Annotated in this window: 21 protein-coding genes, 1 tRNA gene and 2 rRNA genes; 2 read left to right on the top strand and 22 right to left on the bottom strand. The window is 40.5% G+C overall.

What is annotated here, in order from left to right; genetic code table 11:
• Positions 1 to 413: 413 nt before the first annotated feature.
• The 14 genes from nlpD to cysJ form a co-directional block, all read right to left on the bottom strand.
• Complete coding sequence (gene nlpD, locus GWI58_RS07535; protein WP_004244344.1) at positions 414 to 1,538, bottom strand: murein hydrolase activator NlpD; 1,125 nt, start codon at positions 1,536 to 1,538, stop codon at positions 414 to 416.
• Between the two features lie 153 nt (positions 1,539 to 1,691).
• Positions 1,692 to 2,318 (bottom strand): protein-L-isoaspartate(D-aspartate) O-methyltransferase, encoded by a 627-nt coding sequence (locus tag GWI58_RS07530; RefSeq protein WP_004244345.1) that lies wholly within the window; start codon positions 2,316 to 2,318, stop codon positions 1,692 to 1,694.
• A complete protein-coding gene (surE, locus tag GWI58_RS07525) occupies positions 2,312 to 3,076 on the bottom strand; it encodes a 5'/3'-nucleotidase SurE (RefSeq protein WP_004244347.1) in 765 nt (254 codons plus the stop codon). The genes GWI58_RS07530 and surE overlap by 7 nt, the downstream gene beginning before the upstream one ends.
• A complete protein-coding gene (truD, locus tag GWI58_RS07520; protein WP_110229481.1) occupies positions 3,054 to 4,106 on the bottom strand; it encodes a tRNA pseudouridine(13) synthase TruD in 1,053 nt (350 codons plus the stop codon). The genes surE and truD overlap by 23 nt, the downstream gene beginning before the upstream one ends.
• Positions 4,106 to 4,588, bottom strand: a complete 483-nt coding sequence (gene ispF / locus GWI58_RS07515) for a 2-C-methyl-D-erythritol 2,4-cyclodiphosphate synthase (protein WP_004248690.1) — start codon at positions 4,586 to 4,588, stop codon at positions 4,106 to 4,108. The genes truD and ispF overlap by 1 nt, the downstream gene beginning before the upstream one ends.
• A 1-nt stretch (position 4,589) precedes the next feature.
• Positions 4,590 to 5,336, bottom strand: a complete 747-nt coding sequence (gene ispD, locus GWI58_RS07510) for a 2-C-methyl-D-erythritol 4-phosphate cytidylyltransferase (protein ID WP_017627876.1) — start codon at positions 5,334 to 5,336, stop codon at positions 4,590 to 4,592.
• A 39-nt stretch (positions 5,337 to 5,375) separates the two neighbouring features.
• Positions 5,376 to 5,666, bottom strand: coding sequence for a cell division protein FtsB (ftsB, locus tag GWI58_RS07505; protein WP_026090399.1), 291 nt, complete (start codon positions 5,664 to 5,666; stop codon positions 5,376 to 5,378).
• 291 nt (positions 5,667 to 5,957) lie between these two features.
• The gene (cysC, locus tag GWI58_RS07500) at positions 5,958 to 6,572 is read right to left on the bottom strand and encodes an adenylyl-sulfate kinase (RefSeq protein ID WP_060556469.1); all 615 of its coding nucleotides are present in this window, start codon (positions 6,570 to 6,572) and stop codon (positions 5,958 to 5,960) included.
• The gene (gene cysN, locus GWI58_RS07495) at positions 6,572 to 8,029 is read right to left on the bottom strand and encodes a sulfate adenylyltransferase subunit CysN (protein ID WP_004244355.1); all 1,458 of its coding nucleotides are present in this window, start codon (positions 8,027 to 8,029) and stop codon (positions 6,572 to 6,574) included. Before cysN ends, cysC begins: the two co-directional genes overlap by 1 nt.
• An 11-nt stretch (positions 8,030 to 8,040) precedes the next feature.
• On the bottom strand, positions 8,041 to 8,949 hold the full coding sequence (gene cysD, locus GWI58_RS07490) for a sulfate adenylyltransferase subunit CysD (RefSeq protein ID WP_004244356.1): 909 nt from the start codon (positions 8,947 to 8,949) through the stop codon (positions 8,041 to 8,043).
• Positions 8,950 to 8,960: 11 nt separating this feature from the next.
• Complete coding sequence (gene cysG, locus GWI58_RS07485) at positions 8,961 to 10,382, bottom strand: siroheme synthase CysG (protein ID WP_064505971.1); 1,422 nt, start codon at positions 10,380 to 10,382, stop codon at positions 8,961 to 8,963.
• Between the two features lie 217 nt (positions 10,383 to 10,599).
• Positions 10,600 to 11,331 (bottom strand): phosphoadenylyl-sulfate reductase, encoded by a 732-nt coding sequence (locus GWI58_RS07480; protein WP_004244358.1) that lies wholly within the window; start codon positions 11,329 to 11,331, stop codon positions 10,600 to 10,602.
• Positions 11,328 to 13,058: an assimilatory sulfite reductase (NADPH) hemoprotein subunit gene (gene cysI, locus GWI58_RS07475; RefSeq protein ID WP_172409596.1), complete on the bottom strand. Its 1,731-nt coding sequence runs from the start codon at positions 13,056 to 13,058 to the stop codon at positions 11,328 to 11,330. The genes GWI58_RS07480 and cysI overlap by 4 nt, the downstream gene beginning before the upstream one ends.
• A 1-nt stretch (position 13,059) precedes the next feature.
• Entirely contained in the window at positions 13,060 to 14,874 is a 1,815-nt protein-coding gene (gene cysJ / locus GWI58_RS07470; RefSeq protein ID WP_094960193.1) for an NADPH-dependent assimilatory sulfite reductase flavoprotein subunit, read from the bottom strand.
• A 294-nt stretch (positions 14,875 to 15,168) separates the two neighbouring features.
• On the opposite strand from cysJ, the gene queD reads away from it, so the two are divergent.
• Positions 15,169 to 15,534 carry a 6-carboxytetrahydropterin synthase QueD gene (queD, locus tag GWI58_RS07465; protein ID WP_168713146.1) on the top strand — a complete coding sequence of 122 codons (366 nt, stop codon included), beginning with the start codon at positions 15,169 to 15,171 and terminating at the stop codon, positions 15,532 to 15,534.
• Between the two features lie 59 nt (positions 15,535 to 15,593).
• On the opposite strand, the gene queE is transcribed toward queD, so the two are convergent.
• Entirely contained in the window at positions 15,594 to 16,265 is a 672-nt protein-coding gene (gene queE, locus GWI58_RS07460; protein ID WP_004248700.1) for a 7-carboxy-7-deazaguanine synthase QueE, read from the bottom strand.
• 168 nt (positions 16,266 to 16,433) lie between these two features.
• Here queE and GWI58_RS07455 point away from each other — a divergent pair, with 168 nt between their 5' ends.
• Positions 16,434 to 17,801, top strand: a complete 1,368-nt coding sequence (locus GWI58_RS07455; protein ID WP_004248701.1) for an amino acid permease — start codon at positions 16,434 to 16,436, stop codon at positions 17,799 to 17,801.
• A 77-nt stretch (positions 17,802 to 17,878) separates the two neighbouring features.
• Here the strand turns inward: GWI58_RS07455 and GWI58_RS07450 are convergent, their stop codons facing one another.
• The 7 genes from GWI58_RS07450 to GWI58_RS07420 all read right to left on the bottom strand — a co-directional run.
• Positions 17,879 to 19,060 carry a methionine gamma-lyase gene (locus GWI58_RS07450; RefSeq protein WP_094960194.1) on the bottom strand — a complete coding sequence of 394 codons (1,182 nt, stop codon included), beginning with the start codon at positions 19,058 to 19,060 and terminating at the stop codon, positions 17,879 to 17,881.
• 19 nt (positions 19,061 to 19,079) lie between these two features.
• Positions 19,080 to 19,478 (bottom strand): hypothetical protein, encoded by a 399-nt coding sequence (locus GWI58_RS07445; protein WP_004248702.1) that lies wholly within the window; start codon positions 19,476 to 19,478, stop codon positions 19,080 to 19,082.
• A gap of 12 nt (positions 19,479 to 19,490) precedes the next feature.
• The gene (locus tag GWI58_RS07440) at positions 19,491 to 20,684 is read right to left on the bottom strand and encodes an NAD(P)/FAD-dependent oxidoreductase (RefSeq protein ID WP_004250259.1); all 1,194 of its coding nucleotides are present in this window, start codon (positions 20,682 to 20,684) and stop codon (positions 19,491 to 19,493) included.
• 185 nt (positions 20,685 to 20,869) lie between these two features.
• On the bottom strand, positions 20,870 to 21,655 hold the full coding sequence (locus GWI58_RS07435; protein ID WP_049217985.1) for an endonuclease/exonuclease/phosphatase family protein: 786 nt from the start codon (positions 21,653 to 21,655) through the stop codon (positions 20,870 to 20,872).
• A gap of 227 nt (positions 21,656 to 21,882) precedes the next feature.
• A tRNA-Asp gene (locus GWI58_RS07430) sits at positions 21,883 to 21,959 on the bottom strand.
• A 51-nt stretch (positions 21,960 to 22,010) separates the two neighbouring features.
• Positions 22,011 to 22,126, bottom strand: a 5S ribosomal RNA gene (gene rrf / locus GWI58_RS07425).
• A gap of 112 nt (positions 22,127 to 22,238) precedes the next feature.
• Positions 22,239 to 23,405: ribosomal RNA gene (locus GWI58_RS07420) — 23S ribosomal RNA — on the bottom strand; the annotation flags it as partial.

Raw genomic sequence — 23,405 nt, 5'->3', positions numbered from 1 at the left:
AAGCAATATGTGACAATGTACATCAAAAAAAAGATAAACAAAAATCCGCAATAATAAAATAATATTCAATAATATATATTATTCTAAAGATAAGACAAAAAATAAACCTATAATAAAAACAATAAGTTAATTCAATACACTATCTTTGAATACATTAGATTTTTATTCATACTTTTAACTAACGTTTTTTAGCATACTCATTCATTGTTCGATAATCAACAGTCTAATTTAATCTTATCTATAATTTGACAGAAATATCTCATTTTGTTTACGTTCCAACTAAGCAATCTTACTTAGTGAAAGAAATTTATTTTCAAGGTTTTAATTAATTTAATAACTAAAAAAGCCCTTTTGTTAATATTAACAAAAGGGCTTAATTTTCAGATTATTCACTAACAACGTTAAGCGTTTATTTATCTTTTAGGTAAATAGCTCATTGGGTTAAGTGATTTTTCTTTATAACGGATCTCAAAGTGTAATCGAACAGAACTAGTACCAGTACTTCCCATGGTCGCAATTTGCTGTCCTGCATTTACATTTTGCTGTTCACGTACCAAGATTGTATCGTTATGAGCATAAGCACTGAGATATTCATCATTATGTTTAATGATAACTAAATTACCATAACCTCGTAATGCGCTCCCTGCATAAACCACTTTACCTGCGGCTGTTGCCACAATGGGTGAACCTCGTGTACCACTAATATCAATACCTTTATTACCACCAGGTGCATTTGAGTAGCTCTCAATAATTTTACCTTGTGCTGGCCATACCCATTTACCTGTTGCGGCTGCAGGTTTAGAGGTTGCCGTTGTGTTATTACTGGTTGTTGCCGAAGTTGTTGGTGTCGAAGTCGTTGTCTTTGGCGGTGTCGTTGTTGTTGGTTTCGTGATCAACGGTCCCATTGAGCTATTATTATTTGACGGCTTAGTTTGTGCTGTCTGAACACCTTCACTACTTGGTTTATTAATTACCGAAGTATTTACATTGGTATTGGTACCGGTATTAACTTGACGGTTACCAATCTTAAGTACTTGTCCAACATTTAAGCTATATGGCTCTGGAATATTGTTCATCGAGGCCAAATCTTTTACATCACTATCCGTGATCCACGCAATATAAAACATTGTATCGCCACGTTTAACCGTATAAGTGTTACCGCTGTAATTCCCTTTAGGGATATTGTCATAATTGCGGTTATACACAATACGTCCGCTACCATCCGTATTGACATTTTGGGGGGTAACATTTTGCGTACGAGGCTGGCTTTGAGGCTGCGCGGTTGTGTTATTCACTCTAATAGAAGGAGGAGGCGTTGTTTGTAACGGAGTTGAACCTCTTTCAATAGGTGTTGCCACTCCTGCATTACTGTTAGTTGTAACAGGTGATGTAGAAACGGTACGATTTGACGAACTATCATTGACAGAGGTTATCGGTGCAGGACGATAAGGCGTGTCGGCACAGCCTGTTAATGCAAATCCGATTACCGAACACATGATTGCCCAGCGGACATGCTTAATTGGGCTTTCTGAATTCATACTTCCTTCTCCCTTTTAAAAGGCATTAGCGTCTAGCAATTTGTTGAGTAACACAAAGAGACTGCAATTTTTTGAAAATATTTCATTTATTAGTGCAGATTACGACAAGCTACAAAAAAGCAGTAATAAAAAATGGTCAGATTTATCTGGAAGTTATGCTAACTCACCCGCAATTAGGGGGACAAAGCGTACAGCCTCGATAGATTGATAGTGAAAATCATTACCTAAACGACGAATAAACTTAAGCATCTGCTGCTGTTCACCGACAGGAATGATCATCCTGCCACCATCAGCTAATTGCATCAAGAGTCGTTGCGGTACTTCTGTTGCACAGGCAGTAACAATAATAGCATTAAAGGGGCCTTTTGATACCCAACCTTCCCAACCATCGCCATGACGAGTCGAAATATTATGTAAATCAAGGTGTTTAAAGCGTCGTTTTGCCTGCCACTGCAATATTTTTATCCGTTCAACTGAACTGACATGATGCACTAAGTTTGCTAATACTGCAGTTTGATAACCAGAGCCTGTGCCAATCTCTAACACAGAATCCGTTGCTTGTAATTCAAGCAGTGATGTCATTTTAGCAACAATATAAGGCTGTGAAATAGTTTGACCATTACCAATAGGTAAAGCCGTATTTTCATAAGCCTTATGGGAGAGCGCTTCATCAATAAATAGCTCTCGGGGTACTTTGCTCATAGCTTCCAACAGACGCTCATCATTGATGCCGTGTTGTTTTAACATTGTCAGTAAGTCTTTCATTGACCGACTTAACATGTTTTTTCGACCTCTGCTTTATTTAACCAATCTTTTAATAACTCAAGCGCTTTATACGCTGTTGAATCAACATGTAATGGTGTGATGGAAACATAACCTGCATCAACCGCTGCAAAATCTGTATCCGGCCCCACATCATTTTTTTCGCCAGGAGGCCCGATCCAATAAAGGGTATTTCCTTTCGGATCTGTTTGTGTATAAACATGTTGTGAAGCATGACGACTTCCACAACGTGTTATACGAAAACCTTTGATCTCCGCTAACGGAATATCAGGCACATTAATATTTAAAATATTCCCAGCTCTTAAAGGCACTCGTTGTAGCATAGCTAAAACATCACAAGTCACTTGGGCTGCTGTGTCAAAATGCGTTTCGCCATCAAGTGATACCGCAATCGCAGGTAAACCTAAGAACCGGCCCTCTGTAGCGGCAGCAACAGTACCTGAGTAAAGCACATCATCCCCTAAATTAGGGCCATGATTAATGCCAGACACCACAATATCTGGACGCGGTCTGACGAGATGATTAACACCGAGATAGACACAATCCGTGGGTGTACCTTCAACTATCGCGATATCACCATTTTCATGTCGCTGTTTACGTAACGGTCTATCAATAGTTAATGAGTTGGATGCTGCACTACGATTGCGATCAGGTGCGACAATTTGTACATCATAACGCTGGCGTAAGGCTTTTGCGAGTGTCTGTATCCCTTTTGCCATAACACCATCGTCATTACTCACTAATATTTTCAGCATCAATATTCCCTAATAATATCAATTCACGGACAACGCTAGTGGCAAAACTTCCTGCTGGCAAAAAGAACGATAAAGAAACCGTAGTATCATCTAGCCAATGCCATGACATATTTTCTGGTAGCAAATTAATCGCACGGCGAGTGGTATCAACTCGCTCTTGTTGCGCTAATGACCATAATGCTTCGTAGTCAGCTAAGTTGTCGGTTTCAAATATCAGTGCTTGAGTTTGTGTACCTAAGTCACCTTTACCCGGCAATGGAGCGGTAATATGTATATCATGCTCTTCATAGCGTGTTTGTGTTTGGGCAAGTTCCGCTTCTTCTGCCACAAACCAACTTCTTTTACCGTGCAATTGCATCGCATCACCACAAAGCACTTGAGTATAAATATGACGCTCAAGTCGTTGGCTCACCAGATGATTAAACATCGCACTACGTGCTGCTGAGAGATAAAAGCTACGTTTGCTACGCTCTTTTACCCGAATTTCATTGGTTGCCCAACGCCATGCTTGGCGTAAATTGTCGCCATTACGACCAAAGCGTTGCACACCAAAATAGTTAGGAACCCCTTGTTTTTGTATCTCTACTAGACGAGTTTCCACCGATGTCACATCGGAGATATCACGTAATACTAAGGTGAAATGGTTCCCTTTTAATGTACCAATTCGTAGCTTACGTTGCTGGCGGGTGGTTGTTAATATTTCGCAACCTTCTAACGTAAATTGACTAAAGTCGGGCATCTCTTTACCCGGCATACGCAAACAAAACCATTGTTCCGTAACCGCATTTCTGTCTTTGAGCCCAGCATAACTAGCATCTCGAGGATGAATACCGGCAAATTTAGCTAACTTTTCAGCCACAAAAGCCGTATTACAACCTGTTTTTCTGACTCTAACCATCACGTGTTCGCCTTCACCATCTAAGGTAAAGCCGAGATCTTCGCTGACCTTAAAATCTTCTGGTGTCGATTTTAATCGCCCTGTCGCTGTCGGTTTGCCATGTAGCCAATGAAGTTCTGGTAAATCACTCATTAAGATAAAGACTCTTTGATTAATAACACCACCGCTTCACAAGCTATACCTTCTTTGCGTCCTACAAAACCTAATTTCTCAGTAGTGGTCGCTTTAACATTGATATCATCGACATGACAATGGAGATCTTCAGCAATATTGACACGCATTTGTGGAGTATGAGGTAGCATTTTAGGTGCCTGAGCAATAATAGTGACATCAAGATTACCAATACGGTAACCTTTAGCCATCACTCTTGAAAAGGCTTCGCGCAATAATACTCGGCTATCCGCACCTTTATAAGCCGGATCTGTATCAGGAAATAATGTACCAATATCGCCCATCGCAACAGCACCTAAAATGGCATCTGTCACCGCATGTAGTACAACATCGCCATCTGAATGGGCTAGGAGACCTTGTTCATAAGGAATTCTCACACCACCAATAATAATTGGGCCTTCTCCGCCAAATTTATGTACATCATAACCGTGTCCAATTCTCATATTATGTGTTCCTTATGCTGGTAATTTGTCGAGAGAGGAAAAATTCTGCAAGAGCCAAGTCTTCTGGTTGTGTGACTTTTATATTATCCGCACGGCCTTTAACTAATAAGGGTTCATATCCACCAAACTCCATCGCAGATGCTTCATCAGTAATGGGTACGTTTTGTGCCAATGCGTTTTCAAGATTTTGTTTTAACAAGGCCGCTGGGAAAAATTGTGGCGTTAAAGCATGCCATAGCGTGTCTCTTGCCACTGTTTTTTCAATATGGTTATCTTGTTGATGACTACGTTTCATCGTATCACGCACAGGAGAGGCTAAGATCCCACCACAAAATTGAGGATCAAGATGGTTATCATCAATGATTTGAATAAGATTATCCAAATCACTAAAGGACAGGCAAGGTCTTGCCGCATCATGAACTAGCGCCCATGTATTTTGCGCAAGATGTTCTGTAATATAGCGAAGCCCTGATAATACCGAATCAGCACGTTGTCCCCCTCCTTTAACGACAATAATTCGTTTATCTTTAGCAAGAGCTAGGTGATAAAAATAGTCATCTTCTGGGTTAATTGCGACAATAATTTGCGAAATGCGTGGATGTTTTAATAGCGCATTAATAGTATGTTCAAGGATAGTCAATCTGCCAATTTTAAGGTATTGCTTCGGGCAGGTTGCTTGCATTCGACTACCTATGCCGGCAGCGGGAATAACCGCCACAATAGGAAAAGTAGAGTTTGGTATATTCATTATAGTATTTATATCAAGGCACACTATTAATTCAACAAATTAACGACGTGGTTGGGATTTATCATTAACAATACGATAAAAGCTTTCATTAGGCTTTATCATGCCAAGTTCACTACGAGCACGCTCATCTAACGCTTCTTGCCCGCCATTGAGGTCATCAATCTCCGCAAATAAGCGATCATTACGCGACTTTAATTGTGCGTTTTGCGCTAATGCAGATTCAACTTCTTGACTTACTTTGTTGTAATCATGAATACCATTTTTACCTAACCACAATGAATATTGTAGAAAACCAAGTAAGATCAGAAGTAAGACTGTTAATTTCCCCATTACCACCCCCAAAATGAATGGGCTAATCATCCCACAACTCTCCCATCTGCGCCACAAAAGCGCGCAGATATATTACATGAATATTCGTATTCCCCCCACCCTTAACATAAACAATCACGCTATTTTTCAGATAAAGTATAAGTTATATGCTTAAAAGCGCGTTTTTATCTACTGGAGTGGTAAGTAAAGAAGTGGTATTTACACTGTATTTGCCGCCAAATCAGTTTATTAAAAAACCCCTTCTATCCCTACATATTTTCCCAGATAAGAGAAAATGATGTAGAGATATGATTAGCGGTAAATTTGTTGTTGCTGTAAATAAGCGAGGATTTGTTGTGTAAGCTCATTAATCGCGAGTGAGCCGTCTAAATGAATTTCTGGCGCAGTGGGTGGTTCATAAGGTGAATCAATGCCGGAAAACTGTTTGATCTCTCCTCGTCGTGCTTTTTGATAGAGGCCTTTAGGATCACGTGCTTCACAAAGGGCTAAAGGTGTATCAACAAAGATCTCAATAAATCGCCCTTGAGCAAACCTTTCTCTTACTTGTTGTCTATCTTGCTGATAAGGAGAAATAAATGCTGTTAAGACAATTAATCCGGCATCGACCATTAGTTTAGCCACTTCCCCTACACGACGAATATTTTCATGCCTATCTTGTTCACTAAACCCAAGATCATGGCATAAACCATGGCGTAAATTATCACCATCTAATAAATAGGTGCGAATAGGCGCATGGATTGTCGAGTACTGATATAAGGTTTGCTCTAGCGCATCAGCCAGTGTTGATTTACCTGAGCCAGATAACCCAGTAAACCAAAGTACACATCCTTTGTGTACCTGTTGTGCTTCACGCTCTTTTAACCCTATTTGATGAGGATGCCAGACAATATCTTGATGTATCGTCACTATTTTCCTCCCAGTAAGTCTCTTGCGCCCCAATGCGGAAAATGGCGGCGGATCAACTGATTGAGTTCAATTTCAAACGCATCGTATTGGGAAGTTGTGGGTTGCACGTTGTCGCGAATTTCTCGAATAAGACCAGCACCCACCGTGACATTGCTTAATCTATCAATAAAAATAAGCCCCCCTGTTTGTGCATTAAGTTGATAGTTATCCAGCACCAATGGCTCTTCAAATAATACTTCAACATGCCCAATGGCATTTAGCGCTAAACTTTCGGTCACTTGTTGAGTGAGCTTATCCACATCAACTTGATAGTGAATATTCTCTATTTTGGCACGACTTTTTTTTCCCGCCACTTTGATATCAAGGGTTTGCCCCTGTACTAACGGTTGTTCTGACATCCATACGATATCCACCAACGCATGATTGCTAACATTAGCAGTAGTATCGTTAGCATCAACAATAATGTCGCCACGACTAATATCGATTTCATCCGCTAACAGCAGTGTAATCGCTTGACCCACTTGCGCCTGAGTCAGATCGCCATCAAAAGTCACAATACGTTTAATGGTTGAACGCTGTCCTGAGGGTAATACTTTGATTTGTTGTCCTTGATAAAGAGAGCCTGATGAAACTGTGCCACTGTAGCCTCTAAAATCTAAATCAGGACGATTCACATACTGTACAGGAAAACGCAATCTTTGAGATTTAGCCCCTAATTTAAATTTAACCGGCGCATCTTCAAGTAATGCCAGCAGTGTTTTTCCTGTATACCAAGGCATATTTAATGAAGGAGATACTACATTATCTCCCTCCAGTGCAGAGATAGGCACAAATTCGATAGTGAGATCGCGCGGTAATTGTTGTGCAAAGTGCAGGTAATCTTGTTGGATCGACTCAAAGATCTCTTGTTGATAATCAAGTAGATCCATTTTATTAATCGCGACCACTAAGTGACGGATCCCAAGGAGTGTGCTAATAAAACTATGGCGGCGAGTTTGCTCTTGTACCCCTTTTCGAGCATCGATCAGCAGAATAGAAAGCGTACTCGTTGATGCTCCTGTCGCCATATTGCGGGTGTATTGTGCATGTCCCGGCGTATCGGCAATAATAAATTTTCGTTTGGCTGTTGAAAAATAGCGATAAGCTACATCAATAGTGATCCCTTGCTCTCGTTCAGCCGCTAAACCGTCCACCAGCAAAGCGAGATCTAATTTTTCACCTTGAGTACCAATCTTTTTACTCTCGTTTTGTAAGGTGGAGAGCTGATCTTCGTAGATCTGCCGCGTATCATGAAGTAAGCGACCAATTAAGGTGCTTTTTCCATCATCAACATTGCCACAGGTTAAAAAACGTAATAACCCTTTGTTCTGTTGTGTTTTTAAATAATTTTCTACACCACCTGATTGTGCTATTTCACCGGCGATCAGTTGGTTGGTTTTGATGGCTGCAAGTCCCATAGTGACTCCTATTAAAAATAACCCTGACGTTTTTTAAGTTCCATTGAAGCAGACTGATCACTGTCAATTAAACGCCCTTGTCGCTCGCTACTGGTGGAAATTAACATCTCTTCAATAATGGCGGGTAATGTGTCTGCTTGTGAAGGAATAGCACCCGTTAATGGCCAGCAACCTAATGTTCTAAAGCGTACTTTTTGTTGTGTGATCACCTCTCCAGCTTTTAGGTCTATTCGATCATCGTCAACCATAATCAAGGTACCATCCCGCTCAATAACTGGACGGTGTTTAGCGAAATAGAGCGGCACAATATCGATATTTTCTAAATAGATATATTGCCAAATATCTAGCTCCGTCCAATTTGATAATGGAAAAACGCGAATACTTTCCCCTTTATTAATTTGGCCGTTGTAGTTTTGCCATAATTCTGGACGTTGATTTTTCGGATCCCAACGATGAGATCTATCCCTAAATGAGTAAATACGCTCTTTAGCACGCGATTTTTCTTCATCACGACGCGCCCCACCAAATGCGGCATCAAAACCATATTTATCCAGAGCTTGCTTAAGACCTTCTGTTTTCATGATATCTGTATGCTTAGCGCTACCATGAATAAAGGGATTGATCCCCAATTGTGCCCCTTGGGGATTACGATAAACTTTGAGATCAAAACCATACTCTTTGGCCGTTTTATCGCGAAACTCATACATCTCACGAAATTTCCAACCCGTATCAACATGTAAAAGAGGAAAAGGTAATTTCGCCGGATAAAAAGCCTTACGTGCTAGATGCAACATCACCGAAGAATCTTTGCCTATTGAGTAAAGCATGACGGGATTTTCAAATTCAGCGACAACTTCACGCAGTATATAAATGCTTTCTGCTTCTAATTGCTGAAGATGGGTTAATTGTGTTTCATTCATAACAACCTCGTTTAGGCAAAATGAACCAAAGATGAGTGGATGGCAGAGGTATGTTGAGTTTGTCTATCACCAAACCACGCAAGTTGGTGATGTAATGCAGCAACTTCTCCAACGATTAATAATGCCGGGGTGGGAGCTTGCTTAGCTAATTGCGCTAATTGTGTTAAATTTCCCGTTAAGATCTGTTGATCATGGCGTGTAGCGCAACTAATGACGGCAATAGGGGTGAGTGGTGAACGACCTTGCTCTATTAAACGCTGGCTAATAAGTTCTGCTTTCGTCGTTCCCATATAAATTGCTAACGTATGATTAGCTTGCGCTAAAGCTTGCCAAGCTGGCTCTATCCCCCCTGATTGGCAATGCCCAGTCATAAAAGTGACACTTTGCGCATAGTTACGATGAGTTAATGGAATACCCGCATAAGCACTGGCCCCACTAGCTGCGGTAACACCGGGAACAACTTGAAAAGGAATGCCATGTTGTACCGCAATTTCAAGCTCTTCTCCTCCTCGTCCAAAAATAAAAGGATCGCCCCCTTTTAGTCTGACAACTCGTTTACCAAGCTGAGTATATTTCACAATCAATTGATTGATTTCTTCTTGCAACGTACTGTGTTGCCCCGCTCTTTTACCCACACAAATTCTATCAGCATCACGGCGCACCAGTTCTAAGATGTCTGCACTGACTAAACTGTCATAAAGTACCACCTCGGCCTGCTGGATAACTTGCAAACCTCGTAAGGTTAATAAACCGGCATCACCCGGCCCTGCCCCCACTAAAGCAAGCTCACCTTGTGGGCTATCTGGATGAGATAGTTGTTGTTCGAGCTGTGCTTGCGCTTGTATTAATTGACCACTTGCCACTAATGAGGCAAATTTGCCGCTAAACGCTTGCTCCCAAAAGCGGCAACGTGCTTGAAAACCAGTCAGTTTTTGTTTCACTTTATTGCGCCATTTCCCCGCAATAGTCGCCATAGTCCCTAATGAGGTAGGCAATAATGCCTCTAGCTTTTCCCGTATCATACGAACTAAAACAGGAGCTTTGCCCGCTGATGAAATAGCAATTAATATCGGATTTCTATCGATAATGGCAGGAAAGATAAAAGAGCATTGGGGTTGAGAGTCGACGACATTGACAAAAATGTGGCGTGCTTGCGCATCTAGATACACTTGTTGATTTAATACCTTATCGTCTGTTGCCACGATCACCAACATCATGCCAAGTAAATACTCTGACTGATATTGCCCTGCAATCCACTCAATTTGATTTTGCTGATAAGCAAGATGCAATTCATCACATAACTGTGGCGCGATAACACGTAACCGAGCGCCCGCTTTTAATAACAGTACGGCTTTACGCGCAGCGACATGCCCACCGCCAACCAGTAATACTGGGCGCTGTTTTAATTCCACAAATAAGGGTAGGTAATCCATACGCGTATCTCACATTTTTATTGTTTACTTATATGAATAACGACTATAAAAGGTGCATTCGGGGTTATGAAATGACAAAAAGCTATGTGATGGAACAGAAAGGAATAAGCAAAAATATAATAATTTCAAATGGTTATTATTTTACTCACGGCAAAGAGGGCAACAGATGACTCTATTGCCCACTCAAAATAAATAGCGATATTAATAATGAATAATATTATTCGTGTAATCCACACTCACGTTTTAAGCCAAAGAATCGCGTCTCTTCTTCACTCATTCCCTCTTGCCATTTGCGTGTCGTATGCGTATCACCCACAGACAGATAACCTTGTTCCCATAATGGATGGTAAGGTAAATTATGCTGTTTAAGATATTGATAAATTTGTTTATTATCCCAATCGACTATCGGTAGTAACTTAAAAATACCTTTCGCTATAGATAAAACAGGTAAATGCTCTCGACTTTTGGATTGCTGGCGTCGTAGCCCTGCAAACCATGTCTTCGCCTGTAACTCCTTTAATGCCCTTTCCATTGGCGCAACTTTATTTATTTGGTTATAACGTTCGATACCTTCAATCCCTTGCAACCAAAGCTTGCCATAGCGTGCTTCTTGCCAAGATGAAGATATTTCAGCGCGATATACTTTTAAATTAAGTTGTAGTGAAGAGGTTAATTCATCAATAAATTGATATGTTTCGGGAAAGAGATAACCTGTATCTGTCAAAATTACAGGTATATCGGGATATTGTCTGGTGAGCAAATGCAAACAAACTGCCGCTTGAATACCAAAACTTGAGCTTAAAACGAACTGGTTAGGAAGATGTTCTAAAGCCCAAATCACCCGCTCTATCGCCGTTTTTTGCTCTAATTGTTGGTTGATTTCATCAAGCGCCAGTCGCTGCTCTTCAATCGATAGCAACACCAATTGAGAAAGTGATAATCGACTCATATCCCCTCCTGCACTTCATAAAAATCAATGGCTGAATTAACAACGGGTTTGATAACATCAGTGCGAATAAGAAAATCACCAAAACCTTCATTTGATTGACGTGAAATAGCCCACTGACCAATTAAAGTATCAAGAATTTCAATGATTTCTTGTGATGAAATATTTTCACGATACATTCTAGGAATGCGAGTACCAATGCGGTTTCCTCCTAGATGTAAGTTATAGCGATCGGGGGCTTTACCCACCAATCCGACTTCCGCCAACATCGCACGACCACAACCATTAGGACACCCTGTTACACGTACAACAATATGCTCATCACTGACTCCGTATTTAGCCATGATATTATCAAGGGTGTCGGTAAATGCGGGAAGGAAACGCTCCGCTTCTGCCATGGCTAATGGGCAGGTTGGAAATGAAACACACGCCATGGCATGTTTACGCAGCGGTGTAACCTCATCATTAATTAAACCATATTGACGCGCTATCGCCTCAATCTGCTCTTTCTGTGCCTCTGGGACACCAGCAACAATCAAATTTTGATTAGCTGTTAAACGAAAATCACCAAGATGCACTTTGGCAATTTCAGCAACCCCCGTTTTTAACGGCGCATTAGGTTTATCGATTAATCGACCACTTTCAATAAATAAGGTTAGATACCATTTGTTATCAACCCCTTTTAACCAACCAATTTGATCACCACGGTGAGTAAATTGATACGGTCGGATCATATCAAACATAACGCCTGAGCGGCGTTCAACTTCCTGTTTAAATGTTTCAATACCAACGCGCTCTAAGGTGTATTTGGTTTTGGCATTTTTACGTTCAGTACGATTGCCCCAATCTCGTTGCGTCGTCACAATCGCTTCAGCGACTGCTAATGTTTTATCAATAGGAATATAACCAAATTCACTAGCTAAACGCGGAAAGGTTTTTTTATCACCATGGGTCATCGCAAGGCCGCCACCGACTAGCACATTAAAACCAACCAAATGCCCATTTTCTGCGATGGCAATAAAATTCATATCATTGGCATGCAAGTCAACATCGTTATAAGGGGGGATCACCACCGATGTTTTAAATTTCCGAGGTAAATAGGTTTCACCTAAAATAGGCTCCTCATCTGTTGTCGCCACTTTCTCTTTATCTAACCAAATTTCTGCATAGGCATGGGTGCGTGGCAATAAATGCTCGGATAGTTTTTTGGCCCATTCATAAGCTTCTTGATGTAATGAAGATTGTTCAGGGTTTGAGGTACATAGCACATTTCGATTGACATCATTGGCGGTTGCAAGGGCATCAAGGCCTGTTGACGCTAGCATTTGGTGAGCTGGTTTAACATGACCTTTTAAAATGCCATGAAATTGAAAAGTTTGACGATTAGTAATACGAATACTGCCATAGAGCGTATTTTCACTGGCAAACTTATCGATACTTAGCCACTGCTTTGGTGTGATGACACCCCCCGGTAAACGACAACGTAACATCATGGCATGACGAGGCTCTAGTAGCTGTTGGGCACGCTCGGCACGAATATCTCTATCATCTTGTTGGTACATACCGTGAAAACGAATTAATAAAAAATTATCGCCCTCAAAACCACCGGTTAGACCATTTTGTAGATCATCACTAATAGTGCCTCGTAAGAAATTACTCTCTTTTTTCATACGTTCACTATCAGATAGTTTTCCTTCAACCACTAAGGGCGCTTGAGTTTGTGATTTCATTTTAATAAACATCCCTCTGATAACGACGTGCTAAACGTAGCTCACTTAAATAATCATCTGCTTGCTCAATATTTTTATTGCCATGGGTCATTACTATTTCTAACAATGTTTGTTCAACATCTTTAGCCATTCTTGATGCATCACCACAAACGTAGAGATAAGCACCTTGCTGTAACCATTGCCAAATTTCCTGACCTTGTTCCCGTAATTTATCTTGCACATAAATTTTATCGGCTTGATCACGCGACCATGCTAAATCAATACGTGTTAACAACCCGCTTTTGACATAACGTTGCCATTCCACTTGATAAAGAAAATCTTCTACAAAATGAGGATTGCCAAAAAAGAGCCAGTTTTTCCCCGTCGCACCTTCACTTTCACGTTGTTGCATAAACCCTCTAAAAGGCGCAATCCCCGTTCCCGGGCCAATCATAATTACAGGGGCTTGATTATCTTCAGGTAAACGAAAATGATCATTACGTTCAATAAAAACGTTTACTGTATCGCCTTCTTGAAGTTGATCAGCTAAGAACCCTGAGGCACCTCCTGTATAAGCACGCTGATCGACGTTATAACGAACAACACCTAAGGTAAGATGAACTTCATCATCAACTTCTTGTTGTGATGAAGCGATGGAGTAAAGGCGTGGAGTTAATGGGCGCAATATATCAATAAACTCTTGAGCATTAGGTTGCGCACTATATTGACGTACCATTTCATTAATTGGGTAGGTTTGCGCATATTGCTGAAGTTTGCTTTTATCAGCCACCAGCGATAATAACTCTTCGTGGCGGGATAATTGGGCATACGCTTTAATAATTGGTGCACTATTTTGAGTTAATTCAACATGATGCAATAATGCTTCTTTTAACGTTAATGTTTGTGATTTAACATTTACCTGCTCATCCCCCGTTAACCATAATAGGGTAATAAGCTCATCCACTTTTTCTTCCGAATTCTTAAACCATACTCCTAGCGCATCTCCGGGAAGATATTGCAATTCAGAGCCTGCTAGACTGATTTCAATATGACGAATATCTTTATCTGAATGTCGACCGGTGATCTTCTGATTAGTTAATAAAGTGGCACTAAAAGGTGCATCACGATGGTAGCGTGCGGTATCGACACTGTCGGTTGTTCCTGATTGTGTTTGTTGTAATACTTGAGTATTTTGCTCAGGTATACGTATTTTTAAAATATCAGTCAGCTGAGTTATCCATTTATCAGCGTCAGCTTGATAATCAACATCTGCATCTAATCTTTCTAATAGACTGGTCGCGCCAAGTTGCGCCAGTTGATGATCAAAATCTTTACCTGCTTGGCAAAAATGTTCATAGCTACTATCGCCGAGACTCAGTACAGCATAAGCCGTTTGCTTCATTGGCGCGGCTTTTTTAGAGTGCAAATATTTATAAAATGTGATGGCTTCTTCAGGAGGTTCACCTTCCCCCTGTGTTGAGGTAATAATAATTAAGGTTGTCGTTTTGTGGATCTGCTTAAATTTATATTCACTCGCACTATAGAGCTCAACATTAAGTTGATTACCAACCAATTTATCGCGTAATTGTTCAGCTAAACGACGTGCATTGCCAGTTTGTGATGCTGATATCACGGTGATTGTTTCTTGTTGGGGAACCTGACTTTGTACACTTACCAGCTCATCTTTAGTGGATGAATGCTGATTTAATTGCCCCCAAAAATAGCCAGAAAGCCAAGCAAATTGGGCTGGAGTTAAGTCTTTCGTCACATCCTGTAATTTATTCAATTGCTCCTGTGTTAATGGAAGCATTGATAATAATGGGGGTTGATTGCTCATCGATCCTGCCTTAAAAAAACATTGCACTGCATCGGTGCTGTTATTGTGGTTGGACTTTTTTAATGAATATGAGGGTATCGCACGATCAGAGCACGACTTAAAGACTGGTTTGCTCTATCTAATAACCTTAAAGACTAAATTTATTTACCGATTTCCTTTATCGATATAATGAATAAACGAAAAAGAATATAATAAGTCGCTAAGGTTAAGCGATTAGGCGTAACACACTAAATCAGATACACTAAATAGACACCGTTTTATCTGTATTTTTTTACTATTTAAGTCAAGAGAGTTTTGATGATAACCACCATCTTTAAAGATTTTCAGTTTGAAGCTGCGCACCACTTACCCCATGTTCCCAAAGGCCATAAATGTGGACGTTTACATGGGCATTCATTTTTAGTGAGATTAGAAATCACTGGTGAAGTAGATGCGCAGTCAGGTTGGCTAATTGATTTTGCTGATGTGAAAGCCGCATTTAAACCGACTCTTGATAGGCTCGACCACTATTATCTTAATGACATTGAAGGTTTAGAAAATCCAACCAGCGAAGTACTGGCAAAATGGATTTGGCAACAAGTTAAACCATCACTCCCCCTGTTATCCGCCGTGATGGTTAAAGAGACATGTACCGCAGGATGTATTTATCGTGGTGAGTAATTTTCACCTAAAAAAATCAGCCACTCATAGGCTGATTTTTTTTAACGATAAATGACACACTAGGCGATATTTAAATATTTATGTGTTTGCATTGAAAAACGCCAATTACGCTCAATACAGGTTTTAATACATAACGCTGTTGCACTCTCTTTACAACTGATTGGTTGTAAGGCAACGATCGCCATAGGTTGTTGAGTTCTTAATCGCAGTAAATCATCCAGTGCTTCGATATCTTTTTCACGAGCAACAGGGTGTTTAATTTCATTGGCACGATTAATCGCACTAGATAAAACACTCAATCCACCTCGCATACCAACTTTCGGCGAAAGTGTTACCCATGTTGCTTCACTACAGAGGATGTCATGCGTGCCACTGGTTTCTATTTGGCAATCAAAACCTGCTTTTTCTAAGCCTTCCGTCAAAGGACGTAAGTCATAAAGGCAAGGTTCCCCTCCCGTTATCACCACATGCTTTGCGCTATAACGTTGTTGCCGGAAAAGTGATAAAATATCTTCGACAGTGGCTATACCCCAAGTATCACTTTCTTGTGTTTTAATGGGAATATCTCCAAGAGGGACTTTCTTGCTCTCTTCTTTTTCCCAGGTATGTTTGGTATCACACCAACTACATCCTACAGGGCATCCCTGTAATCGAACAAAAAGCGCAGGAACGCCAGTAAAAACACCTTCACCTTGCAAGGTTTGAAACACTTCATTAATGGGGTATTGCATAAGAAACTCTGATATCCAATGAATGCTGATGATTATTACAGATAACTGTCTCACCGTAAGAGGCTTTATGATAAGGTACATGCTTTGTTTTGGATAGCTAACGTGCGAAAAGACACTGAAAAAAAGAGAGCCGATTTTTCGGTTGGACAGAGATGGGAAACACTTTAGATGCAAAAAGAGAATAAACTTTCACGAGGACTATCAGGGCGGCATATTCGTTTCATGGCGCTAGGCTCTGCTATTGGGACAGGGCTTTTTTATGGTTCAGCCGCGGCGATTGAAAAAGCAGGCCCCGCTGTACTTCTTGCTTATCTTATTGGTGGTGCCGCAGTATTTATGGTTATGCGCGCATTAGGGGAAATGGCAGTCCATCATCCAGTGGCAGGTTCTTTTTCACAATATGCTAGCCATTATATGGGACCATTAGCCGGATTTTTAACTGGCTGGAACTACGTTTTTGAAATGCTTATCGTTTGTCTTGCAGACGTCACCGCATTTGGTTTTTATATGAAACTTTGGTTTCCCGATGTCGACCAATGGATATGGGTATTAGGCATAGTCTGTTTTATTGGTGCCTTAAATTTATGTCATGTGAAGATATTTGGTGAAATGGAATTTTGGCTCTCTATCGTTAAAGTGACTGCGATTATTGCCATGATTATCGGTGGTGTTGCCATAATGATCTACGGCTTTGGTCAGCAAACAGAACATCCAATTGGTATTTCTAACCTATGGGAGTTTGGCGGCTTTATGCCAAATGGTATAGAAGGCATTATTGCCTCACTCGCCATTGTGATGTTTGCATTTGGTGGTATTGAGGTTATTGGTATTACCGCCAGTGAAGCTAAAGATCCAGAAAAAACGATCCCTAAAGCTATCAATGCGGTGCCATTTCGTATCTTACTATTCTATGTACTGACCATTTTTATTTTAATGTGCATCTTCCCATGGCAACAAATTGGCCATAATGGTAGTCCATTTGTACAAATTTTTTCCAATCTGGGTATCAATTCAGCCGCTAACATTCTTAATCTTGTGGTGATCACCGCCGCTATCTCTGCCATAAACAGTGATATTTTCGGTGCTGGCCGCATGATGTACGGCATGGCACAAGAAGGGCAAGCACCTAAATCCTTTATGAAACTGACGCGTAACGGTGTACCTTGGATGACCGTATTAGTGATGTCAGTGGTGCTATTATTAGGGGTTGTGCTTAACTATCTTATCCCAGAAAAAATCTTCGTACTTATTGCCTCTATCGCGACATTTGCCACTGTATGGGTCTGGTTGATGATCTTACTTTCTCAAGTGGCTATGCGTCGTCAAATGAGTGCTGAAGAGGCGAAAAAACTAAAATTCCCTGTACCATTTTGGCCAATAGCACCCGCCATTACCATTATTTTTATGGCATTTGTGATAGCAATTTTAGGCTACTTTGAATCAACCCGAATGGCATTAATCGTTGGGTTAGTATGGGTGGCTATTTTAACTGTTGGTTACTATATTGGTATCAAACCAAGAATAACGCAGAAATAATCTGCTGTTATCAAGAAAAATAAAGGCTGTGAGTCATTCACAGCCTTTTCTTTATCCATTATCTGCGCTCAATACAATTAGGCTAGCGCTTGGGTTAAATCAGCAATTAAATCATCAACGTCTTCAAGACCGATTGATAAACGAATTAATCCATCACTAATACCATGGCGTTGACGCTCTTGTGCACTGTATGTCGCATGAGTCATAGTCGCAGGATGCTGAGCCAATGATTCACAATCACCTAAACTCACCGCTCGAGTAAAAAGCATTAAGCGATTAAGAAATTCTCTCCCAGCTTTTATTCCACCATTCAACTCCATACTTATCATGCCACCAGGTAACGCCATCTGCTTTTTGGCAAGTTCATATTGAGGAAAAGAATTTAATCCGGGATATGAAATCGTTGCCACCTTAGGATGATTTTCAAGAAATTGCGCAATAAGCTGCGCGTTATGGCAAATTTTTTCCATTCTAATGCTAAGCGTTTTTATCCCTCTTAAGACGAGTGCTGCATCATGAGGTGATAAACAAGCCCCCGTCATATCTTTTAAGCCCTCAACGCGAATTTTATCTGCTAATTGATAATTAGTGATAATTGCGCCCGCCATCACATCACCATGACCTGATAAATATTTAGTCATAGAATGTACGACAATATCCGCGCCTAAGGTTAGTGGCTTTTGTAAATAAGGCGAACAGTAAGTACTATCAACCATGACTAAAACATCATGTTGATGCGCAATATTAGCGATCTTTTCAATATCACTAACCCGCATATTAGGATTAGCCGGTGTTTCAAAGAAAATAAGCTTTGTTCTATCTGTAATTGCTTCGGCTAATTTTTCAGGATCGGTTAAATCAACATGTTTGATAGTGATACCAAATTTAGCCAACCCATGATTAAAGAAAGTAAAAGTACAACCATAAACGGTCATATCAGCAATGAGTTCATCTCCTGGCTGCAATAATGACCAACATGTTGAAGTGATAGCCCCCATACCGGAAGAAAAAACAACAGAGGCGTCTCCTTGCTCTAACTGAGCTAATCGTTTTTCTAATAAATCCAATGTAGGGTTAGATATACGAGTATAAAAATGCCCTTTTTCTTTCCCAGCAAAACAATCAGCACCATATTGAGCCGTGGGAAATGCAAAAGTGGACGTTTGAAAAACAGGAGGCACCAATGCCCCCTGATAATCTAACGGAGAGTAGCCATAATGTATTGCTTGAGTATTAAAACACTTATTACTTTGCGTCATTATATCTCCTTGACATTAATTAAACTTCTATTTTCTGATTATTTTCCCCAATAATTTGTAATGTCCTTAATACAATAGTTAATCCTTTTAAGGTGTCAGGATTTTTTAATAATGAAAAAGTCGCACCTAAGGTATATTTTTTATCCTGATAAAGAGATTCTTTTTTAGCCATATTAAAGGCCGTAGTTAATTCCCAAACCGGAATTAATGTTTCTTCAAAAGCAACCGCCAATTTTTCTACCGTTGCGTTATCCATAATATCGACGGTATCTGAGGCTAAAGATAATAAATCAACAATATTATCTAGGCGTTTTAATGCTAATAAAGGCCTTATTTTTTCTAATAAATGTTCTAAATGAATTTTATCTTCATTAGATAACAACGGTTTTTCATTTGGGCTTAAATTATTTTCACTCATTATTTTATTCCCCTACAATAATCCTCTGACCGTTGCCCAATATAAGCCCCGGTTATAACCGTTACGTAACATGCCACCGAGTTTTGTTGGAGGTGTTGGAATAACATCATGTTTATAGTCATACTGTAATGGCATACCCGCTGATAATCCCATTTGGGCAACAGCTTGTACTCGCCCATCATAAATTGCTGCCGGATAACCATAACGCAGTTCACCACAAATATTATTAGCTATAACCCCCGCTTGGTTATGACAGCTACCACCGGCCTTACTAATAGGCAAATCAACCGTATCACCTAACACATAAACTTGATTTAACCCATATACCTGTAATGTTTCAGGATCGGTCGGTAGCCAGCCTTCACCATTGTTATATTCACTTAATCCTGTATTACGAATGGCTTCTACCGCTGTTATAGGAGGTGTGCTCATTAAGATATCAAAAGGCTCTGCTTCTCCTTCTTTCGAATAGGCGATTTTCTTATCAGGATCAACATGACTTAATGTAAAACCACGCTTTGCTTTGATATCTCGTTCAGAAAAGACCGCAGGAAGTACTTCACAAACTTCTTGCTGCATAAAAAGACAATTTCTTAATAGTTGAGCTACAGTAGGATAGGTATAAACAATTTCTATATTACTTCTTACCCGTCGCTGACGTAAAAATTCATCCAGCATCAAGGTTGTTTCCATTGGCGCAATACCACATTGGTGAGGTACATTTGGCGTTTCAGGGAAAGTTACCGTGATAAATACACGCCCTTTTTCAATGGTAGCAATTTTATCTGCTAATTTTCGTGCAGCTTCATATTGATAAAAATGATTTCCAGCTTCAGCTAAACCTTCAATTCTATCAAGACGAGGAACACATCCTGTGGCTAATACGAGAAAATCATAGTGATATTTTTTCTTAGAACAACAATAAACTGTTTTATTATTAAAATCGAAACTTTCAGCTTTATCTATAACAAATTCAATTTCTGGTCTTAATAAACTTCTTTGTGATCGCATTAACTCTTCTTTTAAGAAAAGGTTAAATGCAATATACATAAATGCAGGTTTGTAATAATGGTATGGATTATCTGAAATAAGCGTAATTTTTATTTTTTTTGAAAATATTTCATCATTTAACTTTTTAGCTAAGATATTAGCGAGAATAGTACCGCCCGTACCACCGCCAATAATAACTATATTTTTTGTTGCCATATTATTTCCTATATTTGTAGGGAATTAGATAGACAAAAAAAGTATAGTAAAGCGAGTTAATATAACAAATAGATTAAATAGATAGATAAATTAAATATAGAGTAATAATACTAATCAATAATAAATACAATCATATTATATTAAAATATTTATATTTTAATATTAACGAATGTAATCATCACGAGTTAAGAAAATGTCGCCACCAAAGGATTATGATCAGATGCATCTGTAATTAAGATTTCCGCGTTATTTAGTGATAATCCACGATAAAATATATAATCAAGTGGCTTACCAAAAGCGCGAGTGCGTAAATCCTTTTCAAAGATCACTTCTTTAAGTTTTAATCTTCTAGCAAAACGCTTTAACACATTAACTCTTGGACGACTCCAAGCGTTAAAATCCCCCGCCAAAATAACAGGCCCTTTATGATCGATGATATGAGTCGATAAGCTGTTTAATTGTCTTTGATAAACATCAACACCGAAACTAAAATTGATCGCGTGTACATTTATCACCATTAAATGCTCACCAGTAATAAGTGGATAAACCGTAATTAATGCAGATTTAGCAAGCCTTAAAAAAGGCTCTTTTTCTCTTAATGGGCAACAATAGATAGGATGAGAACTTGATAAGGTCATAACACCCGCAGGGTGCTGTTGAAAGGCTAAAGCAGGAACTTGATCAGCAATTAAATGGTTTTTACCCGCAAAACGAACTAATTCAGGTGTTGTTTGCGCTTCTTGTAAAAGTAATAGTTGAGTATCGGTGGCAAGCGTTTCCAGCATACTACGCCAATTGACCCGTTGCTGTTTGTAAATATTCCAAACAGCAATTTTTAAAGTGCCTTCTGTATATAGTGGCATCCCAATCGGTAGCATCTCTTCTATTTGGCCTAAAGGTAGACTAGGTTCAATCCTTTCTACAGGTTGACCTGCTACAAAACGTACTGAATAAGTCGGTTTTTTCGCCATTAAGCAACCTCAGATAACCAATAGGATCTCTTGCTACCTATCTAGTATACCAAAGCTGGGATCTCCCCTCACCTTTTTAAAGAATATAATGATAAATAAGTGTAACTATTTTTGTAAAAAATAGCTTTAATGGCGAATTATTATGAAATAAGCACTGGTAATGTGAGCAACTTTGAATTTTAAACAAAAAAAAACCTAAATCTAATGACTTAGGTTTTCTTATGTGTTGGCGGAACGGACGGGACTCGAACCCGCGACCCCCTGCGTGACAGGCAGGTATTCTAACCAACTGAACTACCGCTCCGCTTATTCTTTACGCACTTAATGTCTTTTTACATTAAGGCTTTAATTTAATGCTTGGCAGTTCCCTACTCTCACATGGGGAGACCCCACACTACCATCGGCGCTACGGCGTTTCACTTCTGAGTTCGGCATGGGATCAGGTGGGACCACCGCGCTATGGCCGCCAAGCAAATTCTTGTCTATTACTCGCTTCCTTCCTTTCGGTAAGTCGCCAGTAATTCAATCTTGAACAAGCTGACTTTATTGTTTCGTCTCTCTGACAAAACACTTTCGGTGTTGTCAGGTTAAGCCTCACGGTTCATTAGTACTGGTTAGCTCAACGTATCGCTACGCTTACACACCCAGCCTATCAACGTCTTAGTCTTAAACGTTCCTTTAGGTCGCTTAAAGCGACAGGGAAGACTCATCTCGAGGCAAGTTTCCCGCTTAGATGCTTTCAGCGGTTATCTCTTCCGCACTTAGCTACCGGGCAATGCCATTGGCATGACAACCCGAACACCAGTGGTGCGTTCACTCCGGTCCTCTCGTACTAGGAGCAACCCCTCTCAATCTTCCAACGCCCACGGCAGATAGGGACCGAACTGTCTCACGACGTTCTAAACCCAGCTCGCGTACCACTTTAAATGGCGAACAGCCATACCCTTGGGACCTACTTCAGCCCCAGGATGTGATGAGCCGACATCGAGGTGCCAAACACCGCCGTCGATATGAACTCTTGGGCGGTATCAGCCTGTTATCCCCGGAGTACCTTTTATCCGTTGAGCGATGGCCCTTCCATTCAGAACCACCGGATCACTAAGACCTACTTTCGTACCTGCTCGAGCCGTCACTCTCGCAGTCAAGCTGGCTTATGCCTTTGCACTAACCGCATGATGTCCGACCATGCTTAGCCAACCTTCGTGCTCCTCCGTTACTCTTTAGGAGGAGACCGCCCCAGTCAAACTACCCACCAGACACGGTCCCCGACCCAGTTTATGGGCCTAGGTTAGAACATCAAACGTTAAAGGGTGGTATTTCAAGGTTGGCTCCATGCAGACTGGCGTCCACACTTCAAAGCCTCCCACCTATCCTACACATCAAGGCTCAATGTTCAGTGTCAAGCTATAGTAAAGGTTCACGGGGTCTTTCCGTCTTGCCGCGGGTACACTGCATCTTCACAGCGAGTTCAATTTCACTGAGTCTCGGGTGGAGACAGCCTGGCCATCATTACGCCATTCGTGCAGGTCGGAACTTACCCGACAAGGAATTTCGCTACCTTAGGACCGTTATAGTTACGGCCGCCGTTTACTGGGGCTTCGATCAGGAGCTTCGCCTTACGGCTAACCCCATCAATTAACCTTCCAGCACCGGGCAGGCGTCACACCGTATACGTCCACTTTCGTGTTTGCACAGTGCTGTGTTTTTAATAAACAGTTGCAGCCAGCTGGTATCTTCGACTGGCTTCAGC

Source organism: Proteus sp. G2674, assembly GCF_009915195.1.
GTDB classification, from domain to species: Bacteria; Pseudomonadota; Gammaproteobacteria; order Enterobacterales; family Enterobacteriaceae; genus Proteus; species Proteus mirabilis.
This window is presented reverse-complemented; position numbering and strand designations above follow the sequence as displayed.

What these genes read in the sequence shown, in the direction of transcription:
- cysD (WP_004244356.1), bottom strand. Translation starts at nt 8,949, where the DNA reads ATGAATGAAACACAATTAACCCATCTTCAGCAATTAGAAGCAGAAAGC.
- GWI58_RS07480 (WP_004244358.1), bottom strand. Translation starts at nt 11,331, where the DNA reads ATGAGTCGATTATCACTTTCTCAATTGGTGTTGCTATCGATTGAAGAG.
- ispD (WP_017627876.1), bottom strand. Translation starts at nt 5,336, where the DNA reads ATGAATATACCAAACTCTACTTTTCCTATTGTGGCGGTTATTCCCGCT.
- GWI58_RS07445 (WP_004248702.1), bottom strand. Translation starts at nt 19,478, where the DNA reads ATGAGTGAAAATAATTTAAGCCCAAATGAAAAACCGTTGTTATCTAAT.
- cysN (WP_004244355.1), bottom strand. Translation starts at nt 8,029, where the DNA reads ATGGGACTTGCAGCCATCAAAACCAACCAACTGATCGCCGGTGAAATA.
- GWI58_RS07450 (WP_094960194.1), bottom strand. Translation starts at nt 19,060, where the DNA reads ATGACGCAAAGTAATAAGTGTTTTAATACTCAAGCAATACATTATGGC.
- GWI58_RS07455 (WP_004248701.1), top strand. Translation starts at nt 16,434, where the DNA reads ATGCAAAAAGAGAATAAACTTTCACGAGGACTATCAGGGCGGCATATT.
- queE (WP_004248700.1), bottom strand. Translation starts at nt 16,265, where the DNA reads ATGCAATACCCCATTAATGAAGTGTTTCAAACCTTGCAAGGTGAAGGT.
- GWI58_RS07435 (WP_049217985.1), bottom strand. Translation starts at nt 21,655, where the DNA reads ATGGCGAAAAAACCGACTTATTCAGTACGTTTTGTAGCAGGTCAACCT.
- ispF (WP_004248690.1), bottom strand. Translation starts at nt 4,588, where the DNA reads ATGAGAATTGGACACGGTTATGATGTACATAAATTTGGCGGAGAAGGC.
- truD (WP_110229481.1), bottom strand. Translation starts at nt 4,106, where the DNA reads ATGAGTGATTTACCAGAACTTCATTGGCTACATGGCAAACCGACAGCG.
- GWI58_RS07440 (WP_004250259.1), bottom strand. Translation starts at nt 20,684, where the DNA reads ATGGCAACAAAAAATATAGTTATTATTGGCGGTGGTACGGGCGGTACT.
- surE (WP_004244347.1), bottom strand. Translation starts at nt 3,076, where the DNA reads ATGCTGAAAATATTAGTGAGTAATGACGATGGTGTTATGGCAAAAGGG.
- GWI58_RS07530 (WP_004244345.1), bottom strand. Translation starts at nt 2,318, where the DNA reads ATGTTAAGTCGGTCAATGAAAGACTTACTGACAATGTTAAAACAACAC.
- nlpD (WP_004244344.1), bottom strand. Translation starts at nt 1,538, where the DNA reads ATGAATTCAGAAAGCCCAATTAAGCATGTCCGCTGGGCAATCATGTGT.
- cysI (WP_172409596.1), bottom strand. Translation starts at nt 13,058, where the DNA reads ATGAAATCACAAACTCAAGCGCCCTTAGTGGTTGAAGGAAAACTATCT.
- ftsB (WP_026090399.1), bottom strand. Translation starts at nt 5,666, where the DNA reads ATGGGGAAATTAACAGTCTTACTTCTGATCTTACTTGGTTTTCTACAA.
- cysJ (WP_094960193.1), bottom strand. Translation starts at nt 14,874, where the DNA reads ATGAGCAATCAACCCCCATTATTATCAATGCTTCCATTAACACAGGAG.
- cysG (WP_064505971.1), bottom strand. Translation starts at nt 10,382, where the DNA reads ATGGATTACCTACCCTTATTTGTGGAATTAAAACAGCGCCCAGTATTA.